The following is a 21,861-nucleotide window of genomic DNA, read 5'->3' on the forward strand; positions in this document are numbered from 1 at the left end:
AAACGTTTTTGGTTTTGCAGCCCGCGCCTTTTTGCTCTCCCCCTCCCTTGACGGGAGGGGGCCGGGGGTGGGTGAAATTGCATCTGCCTATTTCATAGTTATTTTCCCCCTCTCCCTAACCCTCCCCCGCCAGGGGGGAGGGGACTTTTAGGGCTTTTGCAAAAAGTTCAATGGTCCGAGGCCAATGGTAGAAACCCAAGAAAGAGAAGAAGCCAACATCTTCCGCCCCGATCTCGTTGAGATCCTCAATGGGGTGCCGCACGGGATCGCCCTTGTCGATCCGGATCTCCGGCTCATTCTGATGAACCGCTTTCTTGAAGCGCTCACCGGCTATTCCGGCGAGGAAACCCGCGGCATATACTGCGATCATGTGCTTCGCAGCAGTCTTGGCAGAAATGTGCAGATGTTCCGTGAGGCGCTGGAGACCGGGGTTGCCTGCAGCGTCGAGGGCGATATCCTCGGCCTCAACCGTAAAAAGATTCCCATGCGCTTCACCGCCACCCCGGTTGTGGAGCCCTCCGGAGGGCGGCAGGCGCTGGTTCTGGTCCTTGAAGACATCGCCGACTGTCAGAAGACAGGAGGCAAGAAGGAGGTGGGGACGGCCAAGGGGCTGCTGGGGCACAGCCCCAAGATGCAGGAGATCTTTGAACTCCTGCCGGTTCTCGCCCATACCGATTCTTCGGTGCTGATCACCGGCGAGACCGGCACCGGCAAGGACATTCTGGCCGAGGCTGTCCATCTGGCTTCTCGCCGGAGCAAGTATCCCTTCATTAAGGTGAACTGCGGGGCGCTGCCGGAAAGCCTGCTCGAATCTGAGCTTTTCGGCCATGTGCGGGGGGCGTTTACCGGAGCGCACGCCGACAAGCACGGCATGTTTCAGCTTGCCCAGGGCGGCACCATCTATCTTACCGAAATAGGCGATTTGCCCCTGCCGCTCCAAGTGAAGCTGCTCACCGTGCTCGACGACCGGGAATTCTTCCCTCTGGGCAGTCAGAAGAAGGTCCGGGTCGATGTGCGGCTGATCACCGGCACCCACCGCGATTTGAAGCAGTTGGTGGAGGAGGGCAGGTTTAGGGAAGATCTTTTTTTCCGCCTCAATGTCCTGCGGGTACACCTGCCGCCCTTGCGCGAGCGGGATGGGGATGTGCGGCTGCTCATCGACCACTTCCTCCAGATGTTTGCCGCGAGCTTCAAGAAAAACGTGAAAAAGCTCTCCGCCCAGGCCTTGCGGCTGCTGGGCGGCTATCGGTATCCGGGCAATGTCCGTGAGCTGCGCAATATCATTGAATACGGGGTCAATATCTGCCGGGGCGAGGTTATCGAGATCGAGCACCTTCCTCCCTCTGTGCTTGCCGACGCGGGCAAACCGCCCAGAGCGGCGGCCGCAGCCGCAGCGCCAGGGTCCCCGGAATCCGGAAACAAGGATTCCGGAGGGACGGAGGAGCTTCCGGACAACGCCGGAAGCTGGAGCGCCATTGAAAAAAGGAAGATTCTCACCGCGCTCATGCAGACCGGCGGCAGCCGCACCGGTGCGGCCAAGGCGCTTGGCTGGGGGCGCACCACCCTGTGGCGGAAAATGCGAGAATATGACCTTGGGTAAAACAGCATGAAGATCCTGGCAACCCTGCAGAACAACGATATCGCCCCGCGCTTCGACCTGGCCACCGAGGTGCTCATCGCCAAGGTCGTCCGGGGAAAGATTTCCGGGGAGCCGCGCACGGTGCTGCTGCCCGGACCGGGGAGCGACGCGCTGTGCAGCCTGATCATCAAGGAAGAGGTTTCCCTGGTGATCTGCGGCGGCATCGAGGAGGCGCATTTCCAGTATCTGGTTTGGAAAAAAATAGAGGTGATCGACAGGGTGATCGGTCCAGCGCCACGGGCCATCGAGCTGGCCATTGCCAAACAACTGCGGCCGGGGGGGATTGTCCGGACGGAAAGCACGAGGAGGGCCCAGACATGAGCGAAAATCGTTCAAGCAAGCGTAATTGCCCCATATTCTGCGGCCTGTCCGGCAAGGATCTTTCTTCCCAGGCCCGGTACCGTTGCATGTGCAACAGCCTCTTCATCGTGATGCTGGCCATCACCCTGATTCCCCTGTCGATCACCTCGGGGCTCAACTTTTTCCAGTATCAGCAGCTTGTGCGGGAGGATTCCCGGGCCAATGCCCGCTGGAACGCGGAAAGCGCCAGGGCGACCATCAACGCCTACCTGGAAAAACTGGAGGCGGCGATCACCGTGGTTATCGACACCTACAGCTTCGAGGATCTCTCCGACCCCAAAAAACTCGAACAGATTTTCCGGCAGCTCAAGAAGGAGCATCAGGGGCTGGTCGATTTGAGCATTGTTGGTGTGGACGGCATCCAGACCGCCTATGTCGGCCCCTACCGGTTGGCGGGCAAGGATTACAGTGACAGCCTCTGGTTTCATAAGGCCCTGGCCCGGCGGATGTATGTCAGCGAGGTTTTTACCGGGTTCCGCAATGTTCCCCATTTCGTGGTGGCAGCCAGCAAGAAGGATCCCTCTTCGGACCGGTACTGGGTGATCCGGGCGAGCATCGACACCGAAACCCTGGATCGTTTTCTGGCCTTGGCCGACACCGAGGCGCTGGAGGATATCTTTCTTATCAATGACAGCGGGATTCTGCAAAGCGGTTCCCGCTACCATGGCGACGCCATGGAGAGTTTTCAGCTCACCCGCAAACCCAAGCAGAACGACATCGTTATTTTCGAGGAGATGCGCGGCAACAGCAGCTTCTACCGGGCCGTGAGCCGGATTCCGAACACGCCCTGGCTGCTGGTTCTTGACCAGCAGGGAGCAGAGGCCAGGAAAATATGGCACATCTTCAAAGGGCGGCTGCAGCTCACCCTCGGTCTTTGCTTTCTTGCTTCGGGGGGGATGGTTTTCTGGCTTTCCCGCTTTTTGGCGGGCAAGTTTCGTGAGGCCGATGAAACGCGCGATTCGATTTTGAGCGAAACGGAACATTCCAACAAGCTTGCCTCCATCGGGAGGCTGGCTGCGGGCGTTGCCCATGAGATCAACAACCCCTTGGCGATCATCGCGGAAAAGGCGGGGTTGATGCAGGATTTGATCGGGCTGGAGCAGGACTTCCGCCACCGGGCAAAATTTCTCGATCAACTGGCTTCTTTGCAAAACGCAGTGGTCCGGGCGAGAACCATCACCCACCGGCTGCTCGGCTTTGCCCGGCGGATGGAAACCTCCCTGACCCTGGTGCAGCTCAACGCGATCGTCACGGAGGTCTTGAGTTTTCTGGAAAAAGACGCGGCTTACCGCAACATTCATATCCTCCTGCAGCTCCAGGAAAACCTGCCGGTCATCCGGGCGGACCACGGTCAGTTGCAGCAGGTGTTCTTGAACGTGATCAACAACGCCATCGACGCGATTCGCAGCGACGGCGAGATCCATATCACCTCCCGCCGCGAAAACCAGAAAACGGTGATGGTGGCAATCTCCGACACCGGGCCGGGGATTGCCCCGGATGTGCTCAAGCACATCTTTGATCCATTTTTCACCACCAAGGGCAACGAAGAGAAAAAGGGCACCGGCCTGGGGCTGTCCATCACCTACGGAATCGTGCAGAAAATGGGGGGCAAAATCGAGGTGAGCAGCGAGGTCGGAGTGGGCACCACCTTTATCATCACTTTTCCGGTTTACAAAGAAGGCAGCGAGGAAGAAAGCAATGACCGCGCATAGGATTCTGATTGTTGACGACGAGCTTGATTTCGGGACAACCCTGGCTGAGCGCTTGGAACTGCGGGGCTATGCCGCAAAAGCGGTGAGCGGCGCCCAGGAGGCGATGGGGGTGCTCGCTGACAATTGGCGGCCGGACGTGGTCCTCCTCGACCTGATGATGCCGGGAGTGGACGGCCTCGCCACCCTGGACCTTATCAAGCAGCACGACCCAAAAATTCAGGTGATCATCCTCACCGGACACGGCTCCACCGAGAGCGGCATCCTTGGCATGCAGCGCGGGTTGTTCGATTACATCATGAAGCCGGTGGACATCGGCGAATTGATCACCAGGATCAACGAGGCCGGCGCCCAATAAAAGGGGGATTGTCCTTGACCGCCAATGTTTTTTTGGTATGGTTCGGCGTGGGCGAGACTGCCGGGTGAGATCCGCGGCGCACTGCCGCAAGGGTCATTTCTTTTGCTCATTCTTCATAGCCATCCTCTTCAACACGAGAGAGCCGATCATGCGTACATCCGAGACCATCATCATAGCCTTCGCCGCTGTTCTGGCGAGCCTGGGGTTGCCTGCGGCCGCTTGTGCCGCCGGGGGAGGAGGGCATGCCGACATGGGGGTGTCCCTTCCCCTGTACAGTGTCCTGCCGTTTGCGGGCATGCTCCTTTCCATCGCGTTTTTTCCGCTGCTGGCGCCGAAGTTCTGGCATCATCATTTCGGCAAGGTTTCCGCCTTCTGGGCCGTGGTTCTGGTTACTCCCCTCGTGCTGAAGTACCAGGGGGGCGCAGTGTATGAAATCCTCCATATCGTGCTGGCCGATTATGTTCCGTTCATCATCCTGCTCGGCGCCCTGTATACGGTGTCAGGCGGGATTTTGCTCAAGGGCACGCTCCGGGGCACTCCGGCGCTCAACACCGGAATCCTCGCCATCGGCACCATCCTCGCCTCCTGGATGGGAACCACGGGCGCGGCCATGCTCCTGATCCGCCCGCTTTTAAGGGCCAATGCGCACAGAAAGCATCGGACATTCATGGTCGTCTTTTTTATCTTCCTGGTCGCCAATGTGGGCGGCTCGCTCACCCCTCTCGGCGATCCCCCCCTGTTCCTGGGATTTCTGCGGGGTGTGCCTTTTTTTTGGACCTTTCATCTTCTTCCCCACATGCTGGTGGCGGCAGGCATTCTGCTGACCCTCTATTATCTGCTGGACAGGCATTACTACCGCCGGGAAGGGATCACCGCCGCGCCTGACGACGGCGCCCAAGAGCCGATCCGCATCGAAGGCGCATACAACTTTATCTTTCTTGCCGGCATTGTCGGGGCGGTGCTGATGAGCGGCATGGCCAAATGGGGCGACATCTCGATTGTCGGCATCCACCGCGGCGTGCAGGATGTGGTCAGGGACGGCTTGCTGGTCCTGATGGCGGGACTGTCCATGGTGGTAACCCCTAGGCCCCTGCGGGAAGCGAACGCTTTCACCTGGTTTCCGATTCAGGAGGTCGCCATACTCTTTATCGGAATTTTTCTGACGATGATCCCGTGCCTCAAGATACTCCAGGCAGGATCGCAGGGCGAACTGGCTTTTCTCATCGCGGCGGTGCGAGAACCGCTCCATTACTTCTGGATCACCGGCATGCTCTCGGCTTTTCTCGATAATGCCCCCACCTATCTGACCTTTTTGAGCACGGCTATGGGCGGGTTTTATCCCGGGGTCGCGGAAAGCGAGGCGGTCATGCTCCTGATCAAGGAAAATCCCCTCTATCTCCTGGCTATTTCCGCAGGTTCGGTGTTTTTCGGCGCGTTTACCTATATCGGCAATGCGCCGAACTTCATGGTGCGGTCCATCGCAGAGGAGGCAGGCACTCCCATGCCCACCTTCTTCGGGTATTTATTCAAGTATTCCGCGCCCATTCTGGGGAGCGTTTTCGTCGTAATATCAATTCTTTTCTTTATCTGACACAAGGGGGAGCCATGAAAATAGAGAAGATCCTGTTCCCGACCAAATTCAGGGAATTCGCCTTCGAGGCTCTTGAGTCCCTGCTCGTGCTCAAGGATGCCGGCTTGCGGGATGTTGTGCTGCACAACGTCATCCCCCGGGATGAGGTGGGTTTTGTCCCGTACGGCGGCTATTTGAAGGATGAGGAGGAACGGCTGCGGGAAGAGACCCGGATCCGTTTTCAGGAATGGCAGCAGGCGCTTTCCGCGCACGGGATAGGGAGCAAGATCGTCATCGAGGTGGGGGATCCGGTTCCCAACATCCTGGCCCTTGCGGAAAAAGAGAAAATCGATCTGATCGTTGTCGGCAAAAAGAAGAAGACCGGCCCGGAGTTGTCATTCGTGGGATCCCACACCCTGCAGTTGATCACCCGCAGCACTGTGCCGATTTTGGTGAGCAAGCACATGGTGGAGTATGAATTTTCCGGGGAAATGGTGACGCGTCTCAATGATAAAGTTTTCCAGAGGCCTCTTTTGGCCACGGATTGGTCGGAGCCCTCAACCCGGGCTCTCGAACTGCTCTCATCCTTGAAAAACGTTGTTGAGGCGGTGTCCGTGTGCCATGTCATCGGGGTAAAGATCGCCAAGAACCTCGACAAGTCAGGGCTGCATCTCCTGGAAAAAGAGAGCCGGGAACGGCTGGCCCGCTATTGCGAAAAATTGACCGCCGCTGGCATTCCTGCCGAGCCGCATCTTGGCGCAGGGAGGAGTGTCCTTGAAATAATTCGCATTGCCCGGGAAACCCATGCCACCATGATCATGATGGGAACCACGGGAAAAGACCGGCTCCATGAATTCTTTCTGGGGAGTAATTCGCACCGGGTGGCCGAGGCCTCGGAACTGCCCACGCTTTTGGTGCCGTAGCCTGGAGGGGCTCGCAGAAATTGCGGCCTGTAGTTGTCTTCCCATTTTTTATTGACATGCTTGAGCCAGCCATTGTAAGCACAATGGAGTCTTTTTTCGATATACCGCCTTGTTGCGGACCGAAGCGCAACGGGACAGGGCTAATCTTTGCCGGACAGAAAATACTTTTATGAAACAACGAATCCGGAAACAACAGCGCGGTTTTTCGGTGCTGGAACTGTTGATCGTCATGATCATTCTCCTGCTGCTTGCCTCCCTGGTCGGCCCCAAACTCTTTGGCACCGAGGGGAAGGCTCATCAGAAGACGGCCAAGACCCAGATCGAAATGCTCATGGCGGCCATGGAGGCTTTTCGCCATGATGTGGGCCGCTATCCGACCCAGCAGGAAGGGTTGGCCGCCTTGGCCGCCGATCCGGGGGTGAAGAAATGGGACGGCGCTTATCTGAAAAGGGCCGTGCCCAACGACCCATGGGGAAATCCCTATCGCTACAAGAATCCCGGCGAGCACGGCGCGGTGGATATCTTTTCCTACGGGCGCGACAATCAGCCGGGCGGGGAAAAAGAAAACGCCGACCTCGGCAGTTGGGAATGGGGAAGGCCCAAGGCGACAGGAATGTGACCTGCGCCGTTCCCCTTGGCGCAGCGCAGGTATTTTTTGGGCTTTGGGAGAAAAAAAGAGGGGGTGTTGATTCGTCGGCCAGCTCATGCTTTGGAGGCGGTTGAAGCAGATTCTTCAACCGCCTCTTTCTTTTTCACCGTGCGCTTATTTTCCCACCAGCCGTTCCAAAATCCTGTAGCTCCGCGCCACCATGTTCCTGGGCTCCACCATGAGACCGGCCTGGATCATGGCGTTGTCGAAGATCTGCTCCACCACGCTTGCCGCCACCTCACCATCCTTGTTCTTCAGCCCGGTCAGTCCCTTGATCAGGGGGTGGCTGGTGTTGATCTCCAGGTTTTTGCCGCCGAACTGCTGCAGCCCCTGGCCCGAGGCGCGCATGATTCGTTCCATGCTGCTGGTGACAAAGCCGTCGGGGTTGACCACCATGGCCGGGCTGTCGGTGAGGCGTTTTGAGGCGAGAACCTCTTTCACCTGCTCGCCCAGCACCTCCTTCATCCAGGTGGTCAGGGTCTCGGACTCTGCGGCGTCCATGGCCTCGCTCCGGGCTTTTTCCTTGTCCGCCTCGGTTTCCGTCGCTGCTTCGGGAAGATCGAGGTTGCCGCGGTCGGCGGAGACCAGTTTTTTCTCTCCAAACATACTGAGGTGGCTCATGGCGAAATCATCGATGGGCTCCAGGGTGTAGATCACCTCGATATTGCGCTTCTTGAAGGCCTCGATGTAGGGGCCGTTTTCAATGGCCTCCCGGCTGGGGCCGTTGATGTAGAAGATCTCCTTCTGCCCCTCGGGCATGCGCTCCACATATTCGGCCAGGGAGGTGAAGACCCCGGCTTCGGTCTTGGAGGACTCAAAGCGCAGGAGCTTGGCAGCCTCTTCGCGGTAGGCAAAATCCGAGATCACCCCTTCCTTGATAAACATGCCGAAGTTCTTCCAGAATTCGGTGTACTTCTCCGGCTCGCTCTTGGCCATTTCCTCCAGGAACTTGAGCACCCGCTTGGTCACCACCTTGTTGATCTTGGCGACCAGGGCGTTGTCCTGCAAGGCCTGGCGGGAGATGTTGAGCGGCAGGTCTTCGCTGTCGATGACCCCGCGCAGGAAGCGCAGCCATTCCGGGAGGATGGTCTTGCTGTGCTGCTCGATCAAGACCCGCTGGCAGTAGAGGTTGACCCCCGGCTCCATGCGGCCAAAACCCATGGCCTCGAAATTCTCCTTGGGGATGAAGAGCAGGGTTTTGATGGCCAGGGGGGCGTCCGCGGAAAAGTGGAGCCGGGCCAGGGGCTCGTCATAGGCATTGGCGATGAATTTGTAAAACTCGGTGTAGGCGTCCTCGCTGATCTCGCTCTTGCCCAGGGTCCAGATGGCCTGGACCGTGTTGATTGTCTCGCCCTTGAGCTTGATGGGGAAGGGGACAAAGCTGGAATATTGCTTGATGATGCGGCGGATGGTCTGCTCGTCGGCAAACTCCTTGGCCTCGTCGGTGAGTTCCAGGGTGATGCTGGTGCCGCGCCGGATGCCGGGGCACATGGCGATGGTGAAGGTGCCGCCGCCGTCGGAGACCCACTCGTGGCCCATGTCGTCCATGCGGAAGGAGCGGGATTTGACCGTGACTTTCTTGGCCACCATGAAGGCGGCATAAAAGCCCACGCCGAACTGGCCGATCAGGTTGACATCCTTGCGGTCGGCCTCGGAGAGCTTGCTGAAAAAAGTCTTGGAGCCGGAATGGGCGATGGTGCCCAGATTGGCCTCCAGCTCGCCGCGGTCCATGCCGATGCCGGAATCGGTGATGGTGAGGGTGTTTGCCTTTTCGTCAAAGTCGATGGTGATTTCCAGAGGCACATGGCTGTCAAAGACCTCCTCTTCCACCACGCTCTGGTGGCGGAATTTTTCCAGGGCGTCCGCGGCGTTGGAGATCAATTCGCGCAGGAAGATCTCTTTTTCCGTGTAGAGCGAATGGATCACGATATCGAGCATCTTTTTTACTTCGGCCTGAAACTCCTTGGTCTCTGTCTGGGGGGTGGTTTTCTTGGGACTCATTGGTTCTCTCTCTGAATGTGTTTCGTTGGGGCGTTGCAGGTGTTTCTACCTGTGGCCCGGGATGGTTCTTTTGTTGCCGAACCGGCAATGTGGCTCAAAAAATAATCATCTCCATGGCCCTGTCAAGCTGCACCAGGCTGAGGTTCGCAACTAGCCGCACTGTTGGTGTTTTTGTAATGCCTCCTAAATATTTACAACCGTGTCCGAATATGTGATAATCCACCCGTTGGCATTATGTGCTTGCGCCCGCATGGGCTCCAGACCTTTTGAATCGGGAAAAGTAATGATCGATGTAGCCGCCGAGTATGTCAGGGATGTGGAAAAAATAGCGCCGTGCCCGGAGGTGGCGCTGGATGTACTGTCCATGGCCCACGCCGCGGATTGTTCCATCCCCAAGCTGTCGGAAAAGATCGAGCAGGATCCGGGCCTCACCGCCAACATGCTGCAGATGGCCAACTCCGCCTACTTCGGCCACATGAAAAAGATCACCTCGGTCAAGGACATCATCGTCCGCATGGGGGTGGACGCGGTCAAGATCATCTCCATCACCAGCGCTTCGGTGGGGCTGCTCAGGTCGCCGCAGGCGGCCTATGCCCTTGGCCGAGGCGAGCTCTGGCGCCATTCCTTTGCCGTGGCCATCCTGGCCAATATCATTGCCCGCAACGCCAAGGCCAGGGATACCTCCGCCATTTATACCGCAGGCCTCCTCCATGACGTTGGCAAGGTGATTCTTGACCGGCCCTTGCAGGTGGCGAGTTACAGCCGGGATGAAAACAGCGAGCCGGAGGATCTCGTGACCGTGGAACGGCGTCTGCTGCATACGGACCACGCCGAGGTGGGCATGGCCCTGTTGGAAAAATGGGGTCTGCCCGAGGCGGTTTCCGTGCCGGTCGGCCTGCACCATGACATGACCCAGCCCCAATCAAAAAGGCTGGGGTCCAAGATCATCTACCTGGCGGACGAATTGGTGCATCTTACCGAATACGACGCAGGCAGTTCCGGGGACTTCTTCTTTGACGTGCTGGCCTACGAGAGCATGAAAGGAGAGCTGCCCGAGGTGCCCAATTTTGAAAGCAATATGCGGTTGATTATCGAGGAGTTCGTCGATAAATATCAGGATGCCGTCGCTGTGTTCAGCCTCTAGTCCGGCGACGGCCGGAATTTTCCTCTCCATGCGCTACTATCTCGCCACCGGCGCCCTGCTCGGGCTTGGCGCCGGCCTTTCTCCCGGCCCTCTCCTGACCCTGGTTATCTCCGAATCCCTGCGCCGCGGCGCGGCAGCCGGAGTCAGGGTGGCCCTGGCTCCCCTGGTCAGCGATCTGCCCATCATCATCTTGGTTCTGCTGGGGCTGGGACGCGTTGCGTCCGCCGGCATGCTGCCGGGGATTCTTGCCCTGGCAGGCGGGGGTCTGGTGATCTGGATGGGGGTGGGGGAGTTGCGCAGTACCGGGGAGGTGGCTGTCGAGAACCGGGTGCAAACGCACCCGCTCCGCCGGGGGGTTTGGGTCAACGTCCTCAGCCCCTACCCCTATCTGTTCTGGCTGGGCGTGGGCGGCCCTATCCTTCTCAAGGCCTGGGACTACAAGCAGGGGGCGCCTTTTGTCTTTCTGGGGAGTTTCTATCTGCTGTTGGTGGGGAGCAAGGCGCTCCTTGCCTGCGTGGCCGGGCGGATGGTTTTCCTGGGCAGCAAAGGCTACCGCCTCACCCTGCGGGTTCTTGGCCTGCTGCTTTGCCTTTTCGGCCTTTCCCTGATCAAGGAGGGGCTCACCCTCTGCGGCCTTATCCCCTAAGCTGCTTCACCGATCAGCACCGCCTCCTGGATATGCATGAGCCGGTCGATGTCCAGAAGGATGGTCACGCCCTCGGCGAGTTTGGCCATGCCCAGCAAACACTGGCTGTCAACCACACTGCCGAATTGGGGCGAATCTTCCACCTCCTGCTCCTTGATGGTCACCACCTCGGACACCGCATCGACAATGATGCCGATGAGCCGGGAGCCGGTGAGGCCGGAAACCTCCACCACGATGATGCAGGTGCGGTCGTCGTACTCCACGCTTTCCATGCCGAATTTGCTCCGCATGTCCATGACCGGGATGACTTTGTCCCGCAGGTTGATGACCCCTCTGAAAAACGGCGGCATCTGCGGCAGCTCGTGGATGGCCATCAGGCCGATGATCTCCCGGACATCGAGGATGCCGAGCCCGTAGCGCTCCTTGCCCAGGGTGAAGATCAGATACTTGCCCTCGCGGGAGGCCAGGGACTGGTCGATGCCAAGCTTCTTGGCCGCGCCCCTGGGCGCGGTGGTTTCCCGGCTTCCTCCTGCTGCGATCGGCGCATGCTTGCAGGCGATATCGGCAAAGCGGGTGTCGATGAATTCGGCCAGATTGATGCGCCGCCCGATCTCCATCTTGCTGGTCATGTAGTCCTGGATGGTCTCCAGATCTTCCTTGACCGGATAGAGATTGTCCGTGGTGATCCCCTGGGGGTCGGAAAGCACGGTGCGGAGCAGGCCGGGTTCGAGGCCGATTTTTTTCTGGGGGTCGAGAAAGGTTACGGCGATCTCCGCCGCCTCGTCCACATGATCGCGGATATAGAGGCCGGCTTCCACCAGCATGGTGGTGAATTCCTGCACCGCCTCGGGATACTTGCTGAGAATCTCTTCCCGGAAGACCACCACGCAGCAGGGATGGTCCTGCCACACCTCGCTGGAAAGGAACTGACGCTCGGCAATCCCTGCGGTAATGGCCCGCGAGCCGATGGGCTCGGCCACCAGAAAACCGCTGGCTTCGGCATTGTCCTTTAAAAATTCCGGCATGGCCACCGGCGGCACCACGTCGAAAAGAACGTTGACCGCTTCCTTGCCCGCTACCCCGGGCCGCAAGCCCATCTGGGTGAAGTACATGTGGGCCAACATGTTGTGGATCGACATCTTGTGGGGGATATAGAAGGTCTTGTGCTTGAAGAATTGCTGGTACGGCTTGGCATACTTGCCGGTTTTGTTGCGCACGCAGATGCTGCCGTTGCGGTGGGCGAAAAGCACCAGCTTGATGGGCACCCCGTAGCTGAAGAGATCCATGGCCATGGGCGCCAGGATAAAGGCGCCGTCCACCTCGCCGTTTTCCAGGGCGTTTTGCACCGGGTTCCAGCCCGGCATGCAGAGGGTGTCCAGGCTGAAGTGGAGCGGATTTTTTTGCCCCGAGGCCACCTGGTGCTTGAGCACGCCCAGGGCCAGATGGTCGGTGATCTGGATATGGGCCATCTTGAGGTGAACCTTGCCCTCGGCGCTCATCTTGGGGCCTTCCTCTTTCTTGGGGGCTGCAACCTGCTTCAGGCCGAAGATCTCATCGATGAGTACCTTGAGCTCGTCCGGGGTAAAGGGCTTGGCCACCACGCCGTTGGCGCCGGCCTCCTTGGCCTTGGCCACATAGGCCTTGTCGCCGTGCCCCGTGGCCATGAGAAAGGGGAGGTTCTTGAAAGCATCGTGCCCGCGCATCCACTGCAGCAGTTGATAGCCGTCGCAGTTGGGCATGGACCAGTCGCTGATGACCAGGGCGATGTCCGGTTCGGCACCAAGCTTTTCCATGGCGTCGTTGCCGTCTTTTGCCTCGACGATGTTGGTAAAGCCGACCTGGCCGAGGATCCGGGCTTCCATTTTGCGCATGGTCCCGGCATCTTCAACGAGTAAGATCTTCATCTGCGGATCAAGAGCCATTGTGCCACCTCCTGTGGTCCAATATAGAGGAAGAAAGATGTTTCGACAAGTTCGGAGAATTTTCCGGGCGGTCCCGGCGCGAAGGTTTTATATTGGGGACGCAGGGCATAACGGCTTTCTCTTCGGCTCAGGATATGTGCATGACGGAAAAAATTCTCTATACCCTCCATGAGACCCAGGCGCTGCTGGAGCAAGGAGCGGTGCTGGTGGTGGATATCCGCGATCAGGACACCTTTGCCGAGGGGCACATCCCCGGAGCGGTGAATATGCCGGAGATCTTTTCTTTCTTAAGCGAGAGCACCCCGGAAGGGCTGGCTGCCCTGCAGAATACCTTTGGGGCGAGTTTCTCCCGGGTGGGCGTCGCCCACGACCACAAGGTTGTTTTTTACGAAGACAGCTTCGATACCAGGTATGGCGCTTCCTGCCGCGGGTATTGGCTGGCCCGCTACCTCGGCCACCCGGACTGCGGCATTCTCGACGGCGGCTTTTGGGCCTGGCAGCAGTATGGGTTGCCCGAGGAAACTGCGGAGATCCCGCCCATCCCCAGCCGGTTTCTCCCCCACCCCAACACCGCCCTGATGGCGACCAGGGATGATGTTCTCGCGGCCTTGGGTGGTTCGGAAACCATTCTCCTCGACAACCGGGATGCCAACGAATGGCTGGGCCATACCTCCTCGCCCTACGGCTTCGATTTTGCCCCCCGGCGGGGAAGGATTCCCACCGCCCGCTGGATTGAATGGTACAGCTTCATGAGCAGGGACGCGATTCCGGCCTTCCGGCCAGCCCATGAAATCCGGGCCTTGTGCGCCAGCCAGCAGATCTATCCGGACAGCGAGATCATCATCTTCTGCTTCAAGGGGTCGCGGGCGGCCAATACCTATGTGGCATTGAAGCTGGCCGGATTCAACCGCTTGCGGGTCTATTTCGCCTCCTGGAACGAATGGTCCAGGAATCCGAGCCTGCCCATCGAGAGCGGGGAGCCGCGGGGCGCCTGATTTCCCGGCTTGTTTCCGTTCTCCTTCGGCCCCGCCATGGCGGGGCTTTTTTCTTGCCAGCCCCGGGGAAAAATGGTCAAGTGGCCGCGAACCCGCGCATTCCACCCCATAACCCCATCCGCGCAGCCTGTTTCATGGAATTTTCCGCAATCCTGCTCATCGCCCTGGCTTTGGCCGTGGACGCTTTTGCCGTGGCTCTGGCCGCCGGGGTCAGCCTGTGCCAGGTCGATTCCCGGCAGGTGTTCCGCCTGGCCTTCCACTTTGGTTTTTTTCAGGCCGGGATGAACATCCTCGGCTGGCTGGGCGGGCTTACGGTCCGTTCCTACATCGAGGCCTTTGACCACTGGCTCGCCTTTGGCCTCCTCGCCTTCGTGGGGGTCAAGATGATCTGGGAGGCGATTCGGGAGGAGCACGAGGCGGAAGAGGGTGCGGACCCCACCAAAGGGCGGATGCTCATCACCCTTTCGGTGGCAACGAGTATCGATTCCCTGGCCGTAGGCTTGAGCTTTGCCGTGCTTGAGATCAGCGTCTGGCTTCCGGCCCTGATCATCGGCCTGGTCGCCTCGGCTCTCACCGCGCTGGGTCTGCGGCTGGGCTGTCTGCTGGGCGCGGCCTCGCGCTTGGGCTCCCGGGCCGAGATTGTCGGCGGCCTGGTTCTGCTTGGCATCGGCTTCAAAATTCTCTATGAACACGGGGTGTTATAGGCATTCTCCCCCCCGGTTCCCATACATTTCCATTGCATTCTCAAAGGGGCGCTGGTATGTTTTTGCGTCTTGAACTTCCTTTATCTTTCCTGTCAACAACACCCCGCGGCCTGCGCCGGAGGTTATCGGAGAATTTGTGATGAGTATTCGCGAAGACGCTATCAGGGGCACGCTCACCCCTCTTTTTGAAAATTGTGCCGCCAACGAGAATATCGCGGTCCAGACCCTGATGCAGGGAGTGGCTGCTGGCACGATCTGCATTCCCAAGAATAAAAACCACCAATTCGACCGGATCATGGGTGTGGGCAAGGGGTTGTCCACCAAGGTCAACGCCAATATCGGCTCCTCCAAGGATTATCCCGAGGTGAGCCAGGAGCTGCAGAAGCTCTGCGTCTGCCTTAAGGCCGGGGCCGACACGGTGATGGACCTTTCCATGGGCGGCGAGTTGAATGAGATTCGCCGCGAGATTCTGGCAAGCTGCCCCATCCCCCTGGGCACCGTGCCCATTTACCAGTCCATTGCCGAGGTGGTGGAGAAGCAGAAGAAAAAGATCGGCGAGGTCACGGTTGCCCAGATGTTCAAGGGCATTGAGCAACAGGCCAAGGATGGGGTTGACTTCATGACCATCCATTCCGGTATTACCAGAAGCACCATGGACCGGGTTCGCAACCATAAGCGGCTCATGGGCGTGGTCAGCCGGGGCGGCTCCTTTACCATCGAGTGGATGAGCTACAACAAGAAAGAAAACCCGATGTACGAGCATTTTGACGAGTTGCTGGCCATCCTCAAGGAGCATGAGGTCACCCTGAGCCTGGGCGACGGCATCCGGCCGGGCTGCCTGGCCGACGCCACCGACCGGGGCCAGATCCAGGAACTGATCCACCTGGGCGAGCTGACCCAGCGCGCCTGGGAGGCCGGGGTGCAGGTGATGGTCGAGGGGCCGGGCCATATGCCGCTCAACCAGATCCAGGCCAATATCCTACTCCAGAAGCAGCTCTGCCACGGGGCGCCCTTCTACGTGTTGGGCCCGCTGGTCACGGACATCGCGCCGGGCTACGACCATATCACCGGCGCCATCGGCGGGGCCATCGCCGGCGCGGCTGGGGCCGATTTCCTCTGCTACGTCACCCCGGCCGAGCATCTCAAGCTGCCCAGCGCCGAGGACGTGCACGAGGGGGTCATGGCCTCCCGCATCGCCGCCCATGCGGCGGACATCGCCAAGGGGTTGCCCGGCGCCATCGACAAGGACATCGCCATGGCCAAGTGCCGCAACAATCTGGACTGGAAAGGCCAGATCGAGCTTTCCATCGATCCGGAAAAGGCGCGGCGTTTCCGGGAGGAGGGGAGTTCCTACAAGGGCGACGCCTGCAGCATGTGCGGCTCGTACTGCGCCATCAAGGTGTACAAACAGGCCACCGCCCCCGACCGCTTGCAGAAGTAATTATAACTGATCACGGCGTAAGCCTCGACGAACGGCGTATGTCACCAAAATAAGCGGCCACAGGGTGCCGCAGATGCGCGTGTCAATTGTCGGCAGCAGTGCCGACCAAGAGCCTTGTTCGCTATACATCAGGTATGCGGACAAGGCGATGACAAAGCAGATGCGGCACCCTGTGGCCGCTTGCAGAAATAATTTCGCCATCACCACAGAGGAGGACGCAGCGCATGACCGAATTTCTGGGGCAGATTGTCGATTTTGTCAACAGCACCAACGTGCCGCAACAGTTCCGCGAGGTAGACTTTAAGGGGCTTTTCACCAACACCTGGTTTCTGGTCCCCTTTATCGCTTTTATTTGCTACAACCTCTACAAGCAGGCCGTGGATACTCTGGTCTTGACCGGGCTCGGTTTCGGACTGTGGCTTTTCAGCGGGAGCCGCTACATGGAGGGATTGGTGGTGGACGGGACTCTCCAGCTCGGCAAGGTCTTGCCCGTGGCCGGGGTGTTCATCGGCGCCATAGCAATCGCCGTCTACTTCCTCTTCATGCGCTCAGACTGATTGTTGGCAGGGACGCAGCAACCGTGAGCAACCGGATTGAGGAAATCCACGCCCGCCTGCTTGATCATTTCGGCCCCCAGCATTGGTGGCCCGGTGAAACCCCTTTTGAGATCATGCTCGGCGCGGTTCTGACCCAGAACACCAGTTGGCGCAATGTGAGCATGGTCATCGAAACATTGCGGCAAGAGGGGCTTCTCTCCTTTGAAGCCCTGGAAGCCCTGCCCCTCGAGGTTCTCGCCGAAAAAATCCGGCCTTCGGGGTACTACAACCAGAAGGCCAAACGCCTCAAGGGGCTTTTCGCCGCCATCCGGGAAGAGAGCGGGGATCTCGAGACCTTTTTCGAGCAAAGCACCCAGACCCTCCGGGAAAAACTGCTGGCCATAAAGGGGATCGGCCCGGAAACCGCCGATTCCATTACGCTGTATGGGGCTGGCAAACCGGTGTTCGTGGTGGATGCCTACACCTATCGCATCCTGCTCCGGCATGACCTCATTGCGGAAGACGCCGGGTATGAAGAGATCCAGGATCTCTTCCTGGGCAAGCTGCCCACCGACGCCCAGCTCTTCAACGAATACCACGCTCTTCTGGTCCGCCTTGCCAAGGAATACTGCAAGAAAACCAATCCGCTCTGCGATGGCTGCCCCTTGCAGGGGGTTTAGCCCCGGGGCTGATTTTCGGTTGACATGGGTTTCTAAAACCAAGTAAAGAGCTTTTGCTGGTTTGAATTGTATCGTGGCGGTGTGGACCCCTGATTTTCTTGTCGCCTTCTCTCTGTCTCCTCTCCCGTCAACTCAAGCGAGCGGCTGTTGTGTTTCCGGAGTTGCCGCTGGGCGGCCCATAAAAATGAGATGCTGGCCGGATAAAATTCCGCCCCGGACAGGAGGCGTACCGACATGCTTACCGTGTACAAACGCTTTGATCATCAGTTGCAGATCGTCACGGACAGCGGGCCTGTGCCAAGATCCTGGATCCGCATGGTCAACCCGACCTCGGAGGAAATCAGCACGGTTTCCACCTCCACCGGAGTGCCGGAAGACTTGCTCCGCGCCGCGCTGGACTCGGAAGAACGCTCCCGTATCGAAATCGAAGACAACTGCCTGCTGGTGCTCACCAATTTTCCGGTGCTGCGCGGGCCGGACATGTACGACACCCTGCCGCTGGGCATTATCCTGACTCCGGACCAGGTCATTACCGTCTCGCTGGAAGAAACCGAGATCCTGCCCGGAAACATCGTCGGCCCCGGGGCCCCGGCCTATTACAACACCGGCAAGCGCACCCGCTTTCTTTTTCAGATTCTCTACAAGACCGCCAAGGTGTATCTGCGCTTCATCCATCAGATCAACCGCCAAACCGACGAAATCGAGCGGCATTTGCGTAAATCGATGAACAATGCGGAGGTTTTCAGGCTGTTCGACATGGAAAAGGGCCTTACCTACTTCACGGTGGCCTTGCGCTCCAACGGCCTGGTTCTGGAGCGGCTGCTGCGGCTTAGGAAGAACAGCGCCCTGCAGCATTTGCTGCCGCAGTACGAAGAGGATGAGGACATCCTCGAGGACGCCATTATTGAAAACCGTCAGGCCCTTGAGATGGTGCAGATGTACTCCGACATCCTGAGCGGGATGATGGATGCCTTCACCTCGGTGATCTCCAATAATCTCAACCAGGTGATGAAGCTGCTCGCCTCGGTGACCATCCTTCTCTCCATCCCGACCATGATCGCCAGCTTCTGGGGCATGAACGTGGGCGTTCCCTTTCTGGATCAGCAGGTTGGGTTCTGGTACGTGCTGCTGTGCTCCATGTCGCTCACCGGCGTGGCCGGATATGTCCTCTGGAAGAAACGGATGTTTTAGTAACTGTCCAGCAGCACCACATCTGCTTTGTCATCGGCTTGGCTCATGTGCACTAGCACATTTCGCAGGCCTCTTCCGCGCATCTGCGGCGCTGCTGAACAGTTACCGGCCCTTTCCGGTTCCGCGCTATTCGCTTTTCCCTTTGCCAGGGGATTTTTGTCTGTCCTGCCAGAGCAGTTGTCTGCAGACCCCGCGGATGATCTTGATCTCCTTTGACTTCAAACCGATCCGCCCGAGAAACTGGCGGATGCTCTTCATCCAGTAATCATCCTCCCCCTTTTTCAAGAAGCCGATGGTGGCAAGCGTTTCTTCCACATGGCCGAACATCGCCTCAAGCTCCTGTTTGTCGCCCTGCTTTGGGGCCGAGACGGGAAAGGCGGTGCGGCTCACTGCGTCCAGAACGCTGTAATGGAGTTCGTGGCAGAGGATGGCCACTGCCTGGGCCAGATTGAGGGAGGAAAAATCAACGGTGGGGATGGTGGTGATTTGGTTGCAGTAGCGGAGCTCCTCGTTGGCCAACCCCCGGTCTTCCGGGCCGAAGAGCAGGGCGACCCGGTTGTTCTTGAGCTGGGGCAGGACCTCGCCCATGAGCTGCCTGGGGCTGTTGACCGTGGTCCGCTTCCGGCCCTGGCGGGCCGAGGTGCCCAGCACCCAGCCGAAGGGGGCCAGGGCCTCCCCCAGCTCCCGGTGGTGTTCCAGGGTGTCGATGAGATGGGCTGCCTTGGCGGTGGCCAGGGTGAGCATCCTCTCGCGGTCCGGTACTTCCCGGCAGACGAGGATGAGCCTGCCAATCCCCATGTTCGCCGCAACCCGCGCGGCGGAGCCGACATTCTCGGCAAACTTTGGGGAGACCAGGACGATGGCCGCCTGACCCATCAGTTCCCGCACCGTATCCTGCACCGCCTCGTTCATTTGTCTGGAGCAGGCCGCTTCTTTGGTTGGGCCACGGATTTTTTCCGGGGCTTGGCCTGGCTTGGCGTGCGTTTTTTTGGGGCAGCCTGCGCCAAATCCGTGGCCCGGGCCAATTTTTCCTCCACGCTGAAATTGATCCGCCGCCTGGGAATCTCCACGCTGGTAAGGCGCACCCGCACCAGATCGCCGATCTGGAAGACGGTTTTGGTCCGCTGGCCGATGAGCCGGTGGCGGCCCTGCTCCAGTTCGTAATAATCGTCGCGCATCTCGGTGATGGGCACGGCGCCGTTGACAAAGACCTCGGTCAGCTCGACGAACAAGCCGAAGGCCGTGACCCCGGAGATAATGGCCTCAAAGGTCTCGTCGATCTTGTCGGCCATGAAATGGGCCTGAAGCCGCTCCACCATCTCCCGGTCCGCCTCCACCGCCACCCGTTCCCGCTTGGAGAGAAAGGTGCCGGATTCCTCGGTGGACACCGCTTCGGGGCCGGGCTTTTCCCGCCCCTTTTTTTGCAGGCTCGCGGCCAGGGCCCGGTGGACCATGAGGTCCGGGTACCTGCGGATGGGGGAGGTGAAATGGGTGTAGTGGGTGGCGGCCAGGCCGAAATGCCCGAGATTGTGGGGGGAGTAGCGGGCCTGCTGCATGGTGCGCAGCAAAAGATTGCTGATGATGTACTCCTGGGGGGTGCCCGCCGCCATGCTCAATACCTTGCCGAACCACTGGGGCGAGCCCCCGCCGTCGTCCACCGCAAGCCCCATGCTCTGGGCAAACTCGGTGAACTCCGCCACCTTGAGCGGGTCGGGCGCTTCGTGGATACGGTAGAGGGAGTCGATCTTGCCCTGTTCCAACGCCTCGGCCACCGCCTCGTTGGCCGCGAGCATGAATTCCTCGATGAGCTTGTGCGCCTGGTTGCGCTCGCTGCGTTTGATGGTCTGCACGGTGTTGTCCTCGCCCAGGACGATCAAGGGCTCCGGGAGTTCAAAACCGATGCTCCCCCGTTTTGTTCGTTGCTTTTCCAGGCTCAGGGCCAGTTGGCCCATGCGTTCCAGATCCTCCACCATGTCTTCGTACTGGCTGCGCACCGCCGCATCCTTGTCCACGAGGATCTGTTTGACTTTTGTGTAGGTGAGGCGGTATTTGCTGCGGATGATGCTCTTCATGAACCGTTTGGCCAACCGGTTACCGTGCTCGTCGAAATCGAGCATGGCGGTGAAGGTGTAGCGGTCTTCGCCCGGCACCAGGCTACAGAGGTTGTTGGACAGCCGCTCCGGCAGCATGGGGATGACCCGGGTGGGGAAATAGACGCTGGTGCCGCGCTGGTAGGCCTCGACATCCACCGGGGTTTGCGGCCGCACATAATGGCTGACATCGGCGATGGAGACATAGAGCCGATACCCCTTTTTCAGCACCTCGATGGCCACGGCATCGTCAAAGTCGCGGGCAGTTTCCCCGTCGATGGTCACATGGGTTATCGTGCGCAGATCGGTGCGCCCGGCAGTCATTTTCACCTCCGGATCCAGCCCCTCAACCTGGCTGGTCACCTCCTGGGTGAAGAAATGGGGCAGATCGAACTTGCGGATGACCATCTCGGTCTGCACCTGGATGTCCTTGGGATTGCCCAGCACCTCGAGGATGATGCCGTCCAGATTGCGCTGCCCGGCGGCAAAGGAGGTGACCTCGGCCAGGACCGCGTCGCCGTTTTTTGCCCCCCGGCTGTCCTCTCTGCGGATGATCAGGTTGTAGGGGAAGCGGCTGTCCTCCGGGGTCACCAACCCGGTGTTGCCTCCGGCCATGTAAGTTCCGACCAGCCGGGTGGTGGCCCGGCTCAGGACCGCGACCACCCGGCCTTCGTAACGGCCCTGGCGGCGGCTCATCAACTGGACCAGCACCTTGTCGTTGTGGGCCGAGCCGCCCAGCATGCCGGGCGGGATAAAGACGTCCTGGTCGATCTCCAGTTCGGCCGGGGCCTCGGTGGGCGCGACAAAGCCGTACCCCTTGGTGGTCACGCTGATCGGGCCGGCAAACAGCTCTACGCTTGTGCGCAGGGAAAAGGCGTCCCGTTTGCAGGAAAGAATCTTGCGGCGGCAGAGATCATCCAACACCCCCAGCACCTCCTGCCGGTGGCTCTTGCTCAACCCCAGGGCCGCGAAAAGCTCGGGCGCGGAAAGCGGCATCTCCGCCATGTAGAGCCGGCCCAGGATCTCGCCTTCAAATCGTGCTTCCTGGTGATGCCGCACCGGTTTGCCGCCCTCGCGCTGCCGCTTTCCCGGCCGCCCCTGTTTGCTGCGGAAAACTTTTCTTCTCTGTGTCACGGCGTGCCTCGTATGGTTTTTGTCTCGGTCCGGCATCACGCTGGATAGCGACGCTATTTTTTTAAAGAAATGGAAAATCATTGCACAAGGGCTAAGAACGAAATACCCTTATAAGATAACCTGACAACTGTGATTATAGCGTATTTACAGGGACAGGGCATCCCATTTA

The 21,861-nt window shown here is 59.2% G+C and carries 19 protein-coding genes; 15 read left to right on the plus strand and 4 right to left on the minus strand.

The window, feature by feature from the left end:
• The first annotated feature begins 184 nt into the window (after positions 1–184).
• From MWR57_RS11080 to gspG, 7 genes are all read left to right on the plus strand, one after another.
• Positions 185–1,600 (plus strand): sigma-54 interaction domain-containing protein, encoded by a 1,416-nt coding sequence (locus tag MWR57_RS11080; RefSeq protein WP_423124880.1) that lies wholly within the window; start codon positions 185–187, stop codon positions 1,598–1,600.
• A 6-nt stretch (positions 1,601–1,606) separates the two neighbouring features.
• Positions 1,607–1,960, plus strand: coding sequence for a NifB/NifX family molybdenum-iron cluster-binding protein (locus MWR57_RS11085; protein WP_423124881.1), 354 nt, complete (start codon positions 1,607–1,609; stop codon positions 1,958–1,960).
• Positions 1,957–3,711: a sensor histidine kinase gene (locus MWR57_RS11090; protein ID WP_423124882.1), complete on the plus strand. Its 1,755-nt coding sequence runs from the start codon at positions 1,957–1,959 to the stop codon at positions 3,709–3,711. Before MWR57_RS11085 ends, MWR57_RS11090 begins: the two co-directional genes overlap by 4 nt.
• Positions 3,698–4,066 (plus strand): response regulator, encoded by a 369-nt coding sequence (locus MWR57_RS11095; protein WP_423124883.1) that lies wholly within the window; start codon positions 3,698–3,700, stop codon positions 4,064–4,066. The genes MWR57_RS11090 and MWR57_RS11095 overlap by 14 nt, the downstream gene beginning before the upstream one ends.
• A gap of 148 nt (positions 4,067–4,214) precedes the next feature.
• Entirely contained in the window at positions 4,215–5,657 is a 1,443-nt protein-coding gene (locus MWR57_RS11100) for a sodium:proton antiporter (protein ID WP_423124884.1), read from the plus strand.
• A gap of 14 nt (positions 5,658–5,671) precedes the next feature.
• A complete protein-coding gene (locus MWR57_RS11105; RefSeq protein WP_423124885.1) occupies positions 5,672–6,559 on the plus strand; it encodes a universal stress protein in 888 nt (295 codons plus the stop codon).
• Positions 6,560–6,728: 169 nt separating this feature from the next.
• Positions 6,729–7,178: a type II secretion system major pseudopilin GspG gene (gspG, locus tag MWR57_RS11110; RefSeq protein ID WP_423124886.1), complete on the plus strand. Its 450-nt coding sequence runs from the start codon at positions 6,729–6,731 to the stop codon at positions 7,176–7,178.
• Between the two features lie 144 nt (positions 7,179–7,322).
• Here gspG and htpG read toward each other — a convergent pair whose 3' ends face one another.
• Positions 7,323–9,209, minus strand: coding sequence for a molecular chaperone HtpG (htpG, locus tag MWR57_RS11115; protein ID WP_423124887.1), 1,887 nt, complete (start codon positions 9,207–9,209; stop codon positions 7,323–7,325).
• 283 nt (positions 9,210–9,492) lie between these two features.
• Between htpG and MWR57_RS11120 the strand changes: the two genes are divergently transcribed.
• On the plus strand, positions 9,493–10,353 hold the full coding sequence (locus MWR57_RS11120) for an HDOD domain-containing protein (protein WP_423124888.1): 861 nt from the start codon (positions 9,493–9,495) through the stop codon (positions 10,351–10,353).
• Positions 10,354–10,381: 28 nt separating this feature from the next.
• On the plus strand, positions 10,382–10,999 hold the full coding sequence (locus MWR57_RS11125) for a LysE family transporter (protein WP_423124889.1): 618 nt from the start codon (positions 10,382–10,384) through the stop codon (positions 10,997–10,999).
• Here the strand turns inward: MWR57_RS11125 and MWR57_RS11130 are convergent.
• On the minus strand, positions 10,996–12,921 hold the full coding sequence (locus tag MWR57_RS11130; RefSeq protein WP_423124890.1) for a chemotaxis protein CheW: 1,926 nt from the start codon (positions 12,919–12,921) through the stop codon (positions 10,996–10,998). The two genes, MWR57_RS11125 and MWR57_RS11130, sit on opposite strands and share 4 nt — an antisense overlap.
• Positions 12,922–13,061: 140 nt before the next feature.
• Between MWR57_RS11130 and MWR57_RS11135 the strand changes: the two genes are divergently transcribed.
• The 6 genes from MWR57_RS11135 (at position 13,062) to MWR57_RS11160 (ending at position 18,468) form a co-directional block, all read left to right on the plus strand.
• Positions 13,062–13,916 (plus strand): sulfurtransferase, encoded by an 855-nt coding sequence (locus MWR57_RS11135; protein ID WP_423124891.1) that lies wholly within the window; start codon positions 13,062–13,064, stop codon positions 13,914–13,916.
• A gap of 134 nt (positions 13,917–14,050) precedes the next feature.
• Positions 14,051–14,620, plus strand: a complete 570-nt coding sequence (locus MWR57_RS11140; protein ID WP_423124892.1) for a manganese efflux pump MntP — start codon at positions 14,051–14,053, stop codon at positions 14,618–14,620.
• Positions 14,621–14,759: 139 nt separating this feature from the next.
• Positions 14,760–16,061 (plus strand): phosphomethylpyrimidine synthase ThiC, encoded by a 1,302-nt coding sequence (gene thiC / locus MWR57_RS11145; protein ID WP_423124893.1) that lies wholly within the window; start codon positions 14,760–14,762, stop codon positions 16,059–16,061.
• A 224-nt stretch (positions 16,062–16,285) separates the two neighbouring features.
• A complete protein-coding gene (locus MWR57_RS11150) occupies positions 16,286–16,618 on the plus strand; it encodes a hypothetical protein (RefSeq protein ID WP_423124894.1) in 333 nt (110 codons plus the stop codon).
• Positions 16,619–16,641: 23 nt separating this feature from the next.
• Positions 16,642–17,277, plus strand: a complete 636-nt coding sequence (locus MWR57_RS11155) for an endonuclease III domain-containing protein (protein ID WP_423124895.1) — start codon at positions 16,642–16,644, stop codon at positions 17,275–17,277.
• A gap of 234 nt (positions 17,278–17,511) precedes the next feature.
• Positions 17,512–18,468, plus strand: a complete 957-nt coding sequence (locus MWR57_RS11160) for a magnesium transporter CorA family protein (protein WP_423124896.1) — start codon at positions 17,512–17,514, stop codon at positions 18,466–18,468.
• Positions 18,469–18,594: 126 nt separating this feature from the next.
• Here MWR57_RS11160 and MWR57_RS11165 read toward each other — a convergent pair whose 3' ends face one another.
• Positions 18,595–19,380 (minus strand): RNA methyltransferase, encoded by a 786-nt coding sequence (locus MWR57_RS11165; RefSeq protein WP_423124898.1) that lies wholly within the window; start codon positions 19,378–19,380, stop codon positions 18,595–18,597.
• On the minus strand, positions 19,377–21,692 hold the full coding sequence (gene rnr / locus MWR57_RS11170; RefSeq protein WP_423124899.1) for a ribonuclease R: 2,316 nt from the start codon (positions 21,690–21,692) through the stop codon (positions 19,377–19,379). The genes MWR57_RS11165 and rnr overlap by 4 nt, the downstream gene beginning before the upstream one ends.
• Between the last annotated feature and the right edge of the window lie 169 nt (positions 21,693–21,861).

The sequence above is a fragment of the Hydrosulfovibrio ferrireducens genome (genome assembly GCF_046883345.1).
Taxonomy (GTDB): Bacteria; Desulfobacterota; Desulfobulbia; order Desulfobulbales; family Desulfurivibrionaceae; genus Thiovibrio; species Thiovibrio ferrireducens.

Bases quoted from the DNA above. Each gene is read 5' to 3' on its own strand.
- MWR57_RS11080 (WP_423124880.1), top strand. From the start codon at position 185: ATGGTAGAAACCCAAGAAAGAGAAGAAGCCAACATCTTCCGCCCCGAT.
- MWR57_RS11085 (WP_423124881.1), top strand. From the start codon at position 1,607: ATGAAGATCCTGGCAACCCTGCAGAACAACGATATCGCCCCGCGCTTC.
- MWR57_RS11090 (WP_423124882.1), top strand. From the start codon at position 1,957: ATGAGCGAAAATCGTTCAAGCAAGCGTAATTGCCCCATATTCTGCGGC.
- MWR57_RS11095 (WP_423124883.1), top strand. From the start codon at position 3,698: ATGACCGCGCATAGGATTCTGATTGTTGACGACGAGCTTGATTTCGGG.
- MWR57_RS11100 (WP_423124884.1), top strand. From the start codon at position 4,215: ATGCGTACATCCGAGACCATCATCATAGCCTTCGCCGCTGTTCTGGCG.
- MWR57_RS11105 (WP_423124885.1), top strand. From the start codon at position 5,672: ATGAAAATAGAGAAGATCCTGTTCCCGACCAAATTCAGGGAATTCGCC.
- gspG (WP_423124886.1), top strand. From the start codon at position 6,729: ATGAAACAACGAATCCGGAAACAACAGCGCGGTTTTTCGGTGCTGGAA.
- htpG (WP_423124887.1), bottom strand. From the start codon at position 9,209: ATGAGTCCCAAGAAAACCACCCCCCAGACAGAGACCAAGGAGTTTCAG.
- MWR57_RS11120 (WP_423124888.1), top strand. From the start codon at position 9,493: ATGATCGATGTAGCCGCCGAGTATGTCAGGGATGTGGAAAAAATAGCG.
- MWR57_RS11125 (WP_423124889.1), top strand. From the start codon at position 10,382: ATGCGCTACTATCTCGCCACCGGCGCCCTGCTCGGGCTTGGCGCCGGC.
- MWR57_RS11130 (WP_423124890.1), bottom strand. From the start codon at position 12,921: ATGGCTCTTGATCCGCAGATGAAGATCTTACTCGTTGAAGATGCCGGG.
- MWR57_RS11135 (WP_423124891.1), top strand. From the start codon at position 13,062: ATGACGGAAAAAATTCTCTATACCCTCCATGAGACCCAGGCGCTGCTG.
- MWR57_RS11140 (WP_423124892.1), top strand. From the start codon at position 14,051: ATGGAATTTTCCGCAATCCTGCTCATCGCCCTGGCTTTGGCCGTGGAC.
- thiC (WP_423124893.1), top strand. From the start codon at position 14,760: ATGAGTATTCGCGAAGACGCTATCAGGGGCACGCTCACCCCTCTTTTT.
- MWR57_RS11150 (WP_423124894.1), top strand. From the start codon at position 16,286: ATGACCGAATTTCTGGGGCAGATTGTCGATTTTGTCAACAGCACCAAC.
- MWR57_RS11160 (WP_423124896.1), top strand. From the start codon at position 17,512: ATGCTTACCGTGTACAAACGCTTTGATCATCAGTTGCAGATCGTCACG.
- MWR57_RS11165 (WP_423124898.1), bottom strand. From the start codon at position 19,380: ATGAACGAGGCGGTGCAGGATACGGTGCGGGAACTGATGGGTCAGGCG.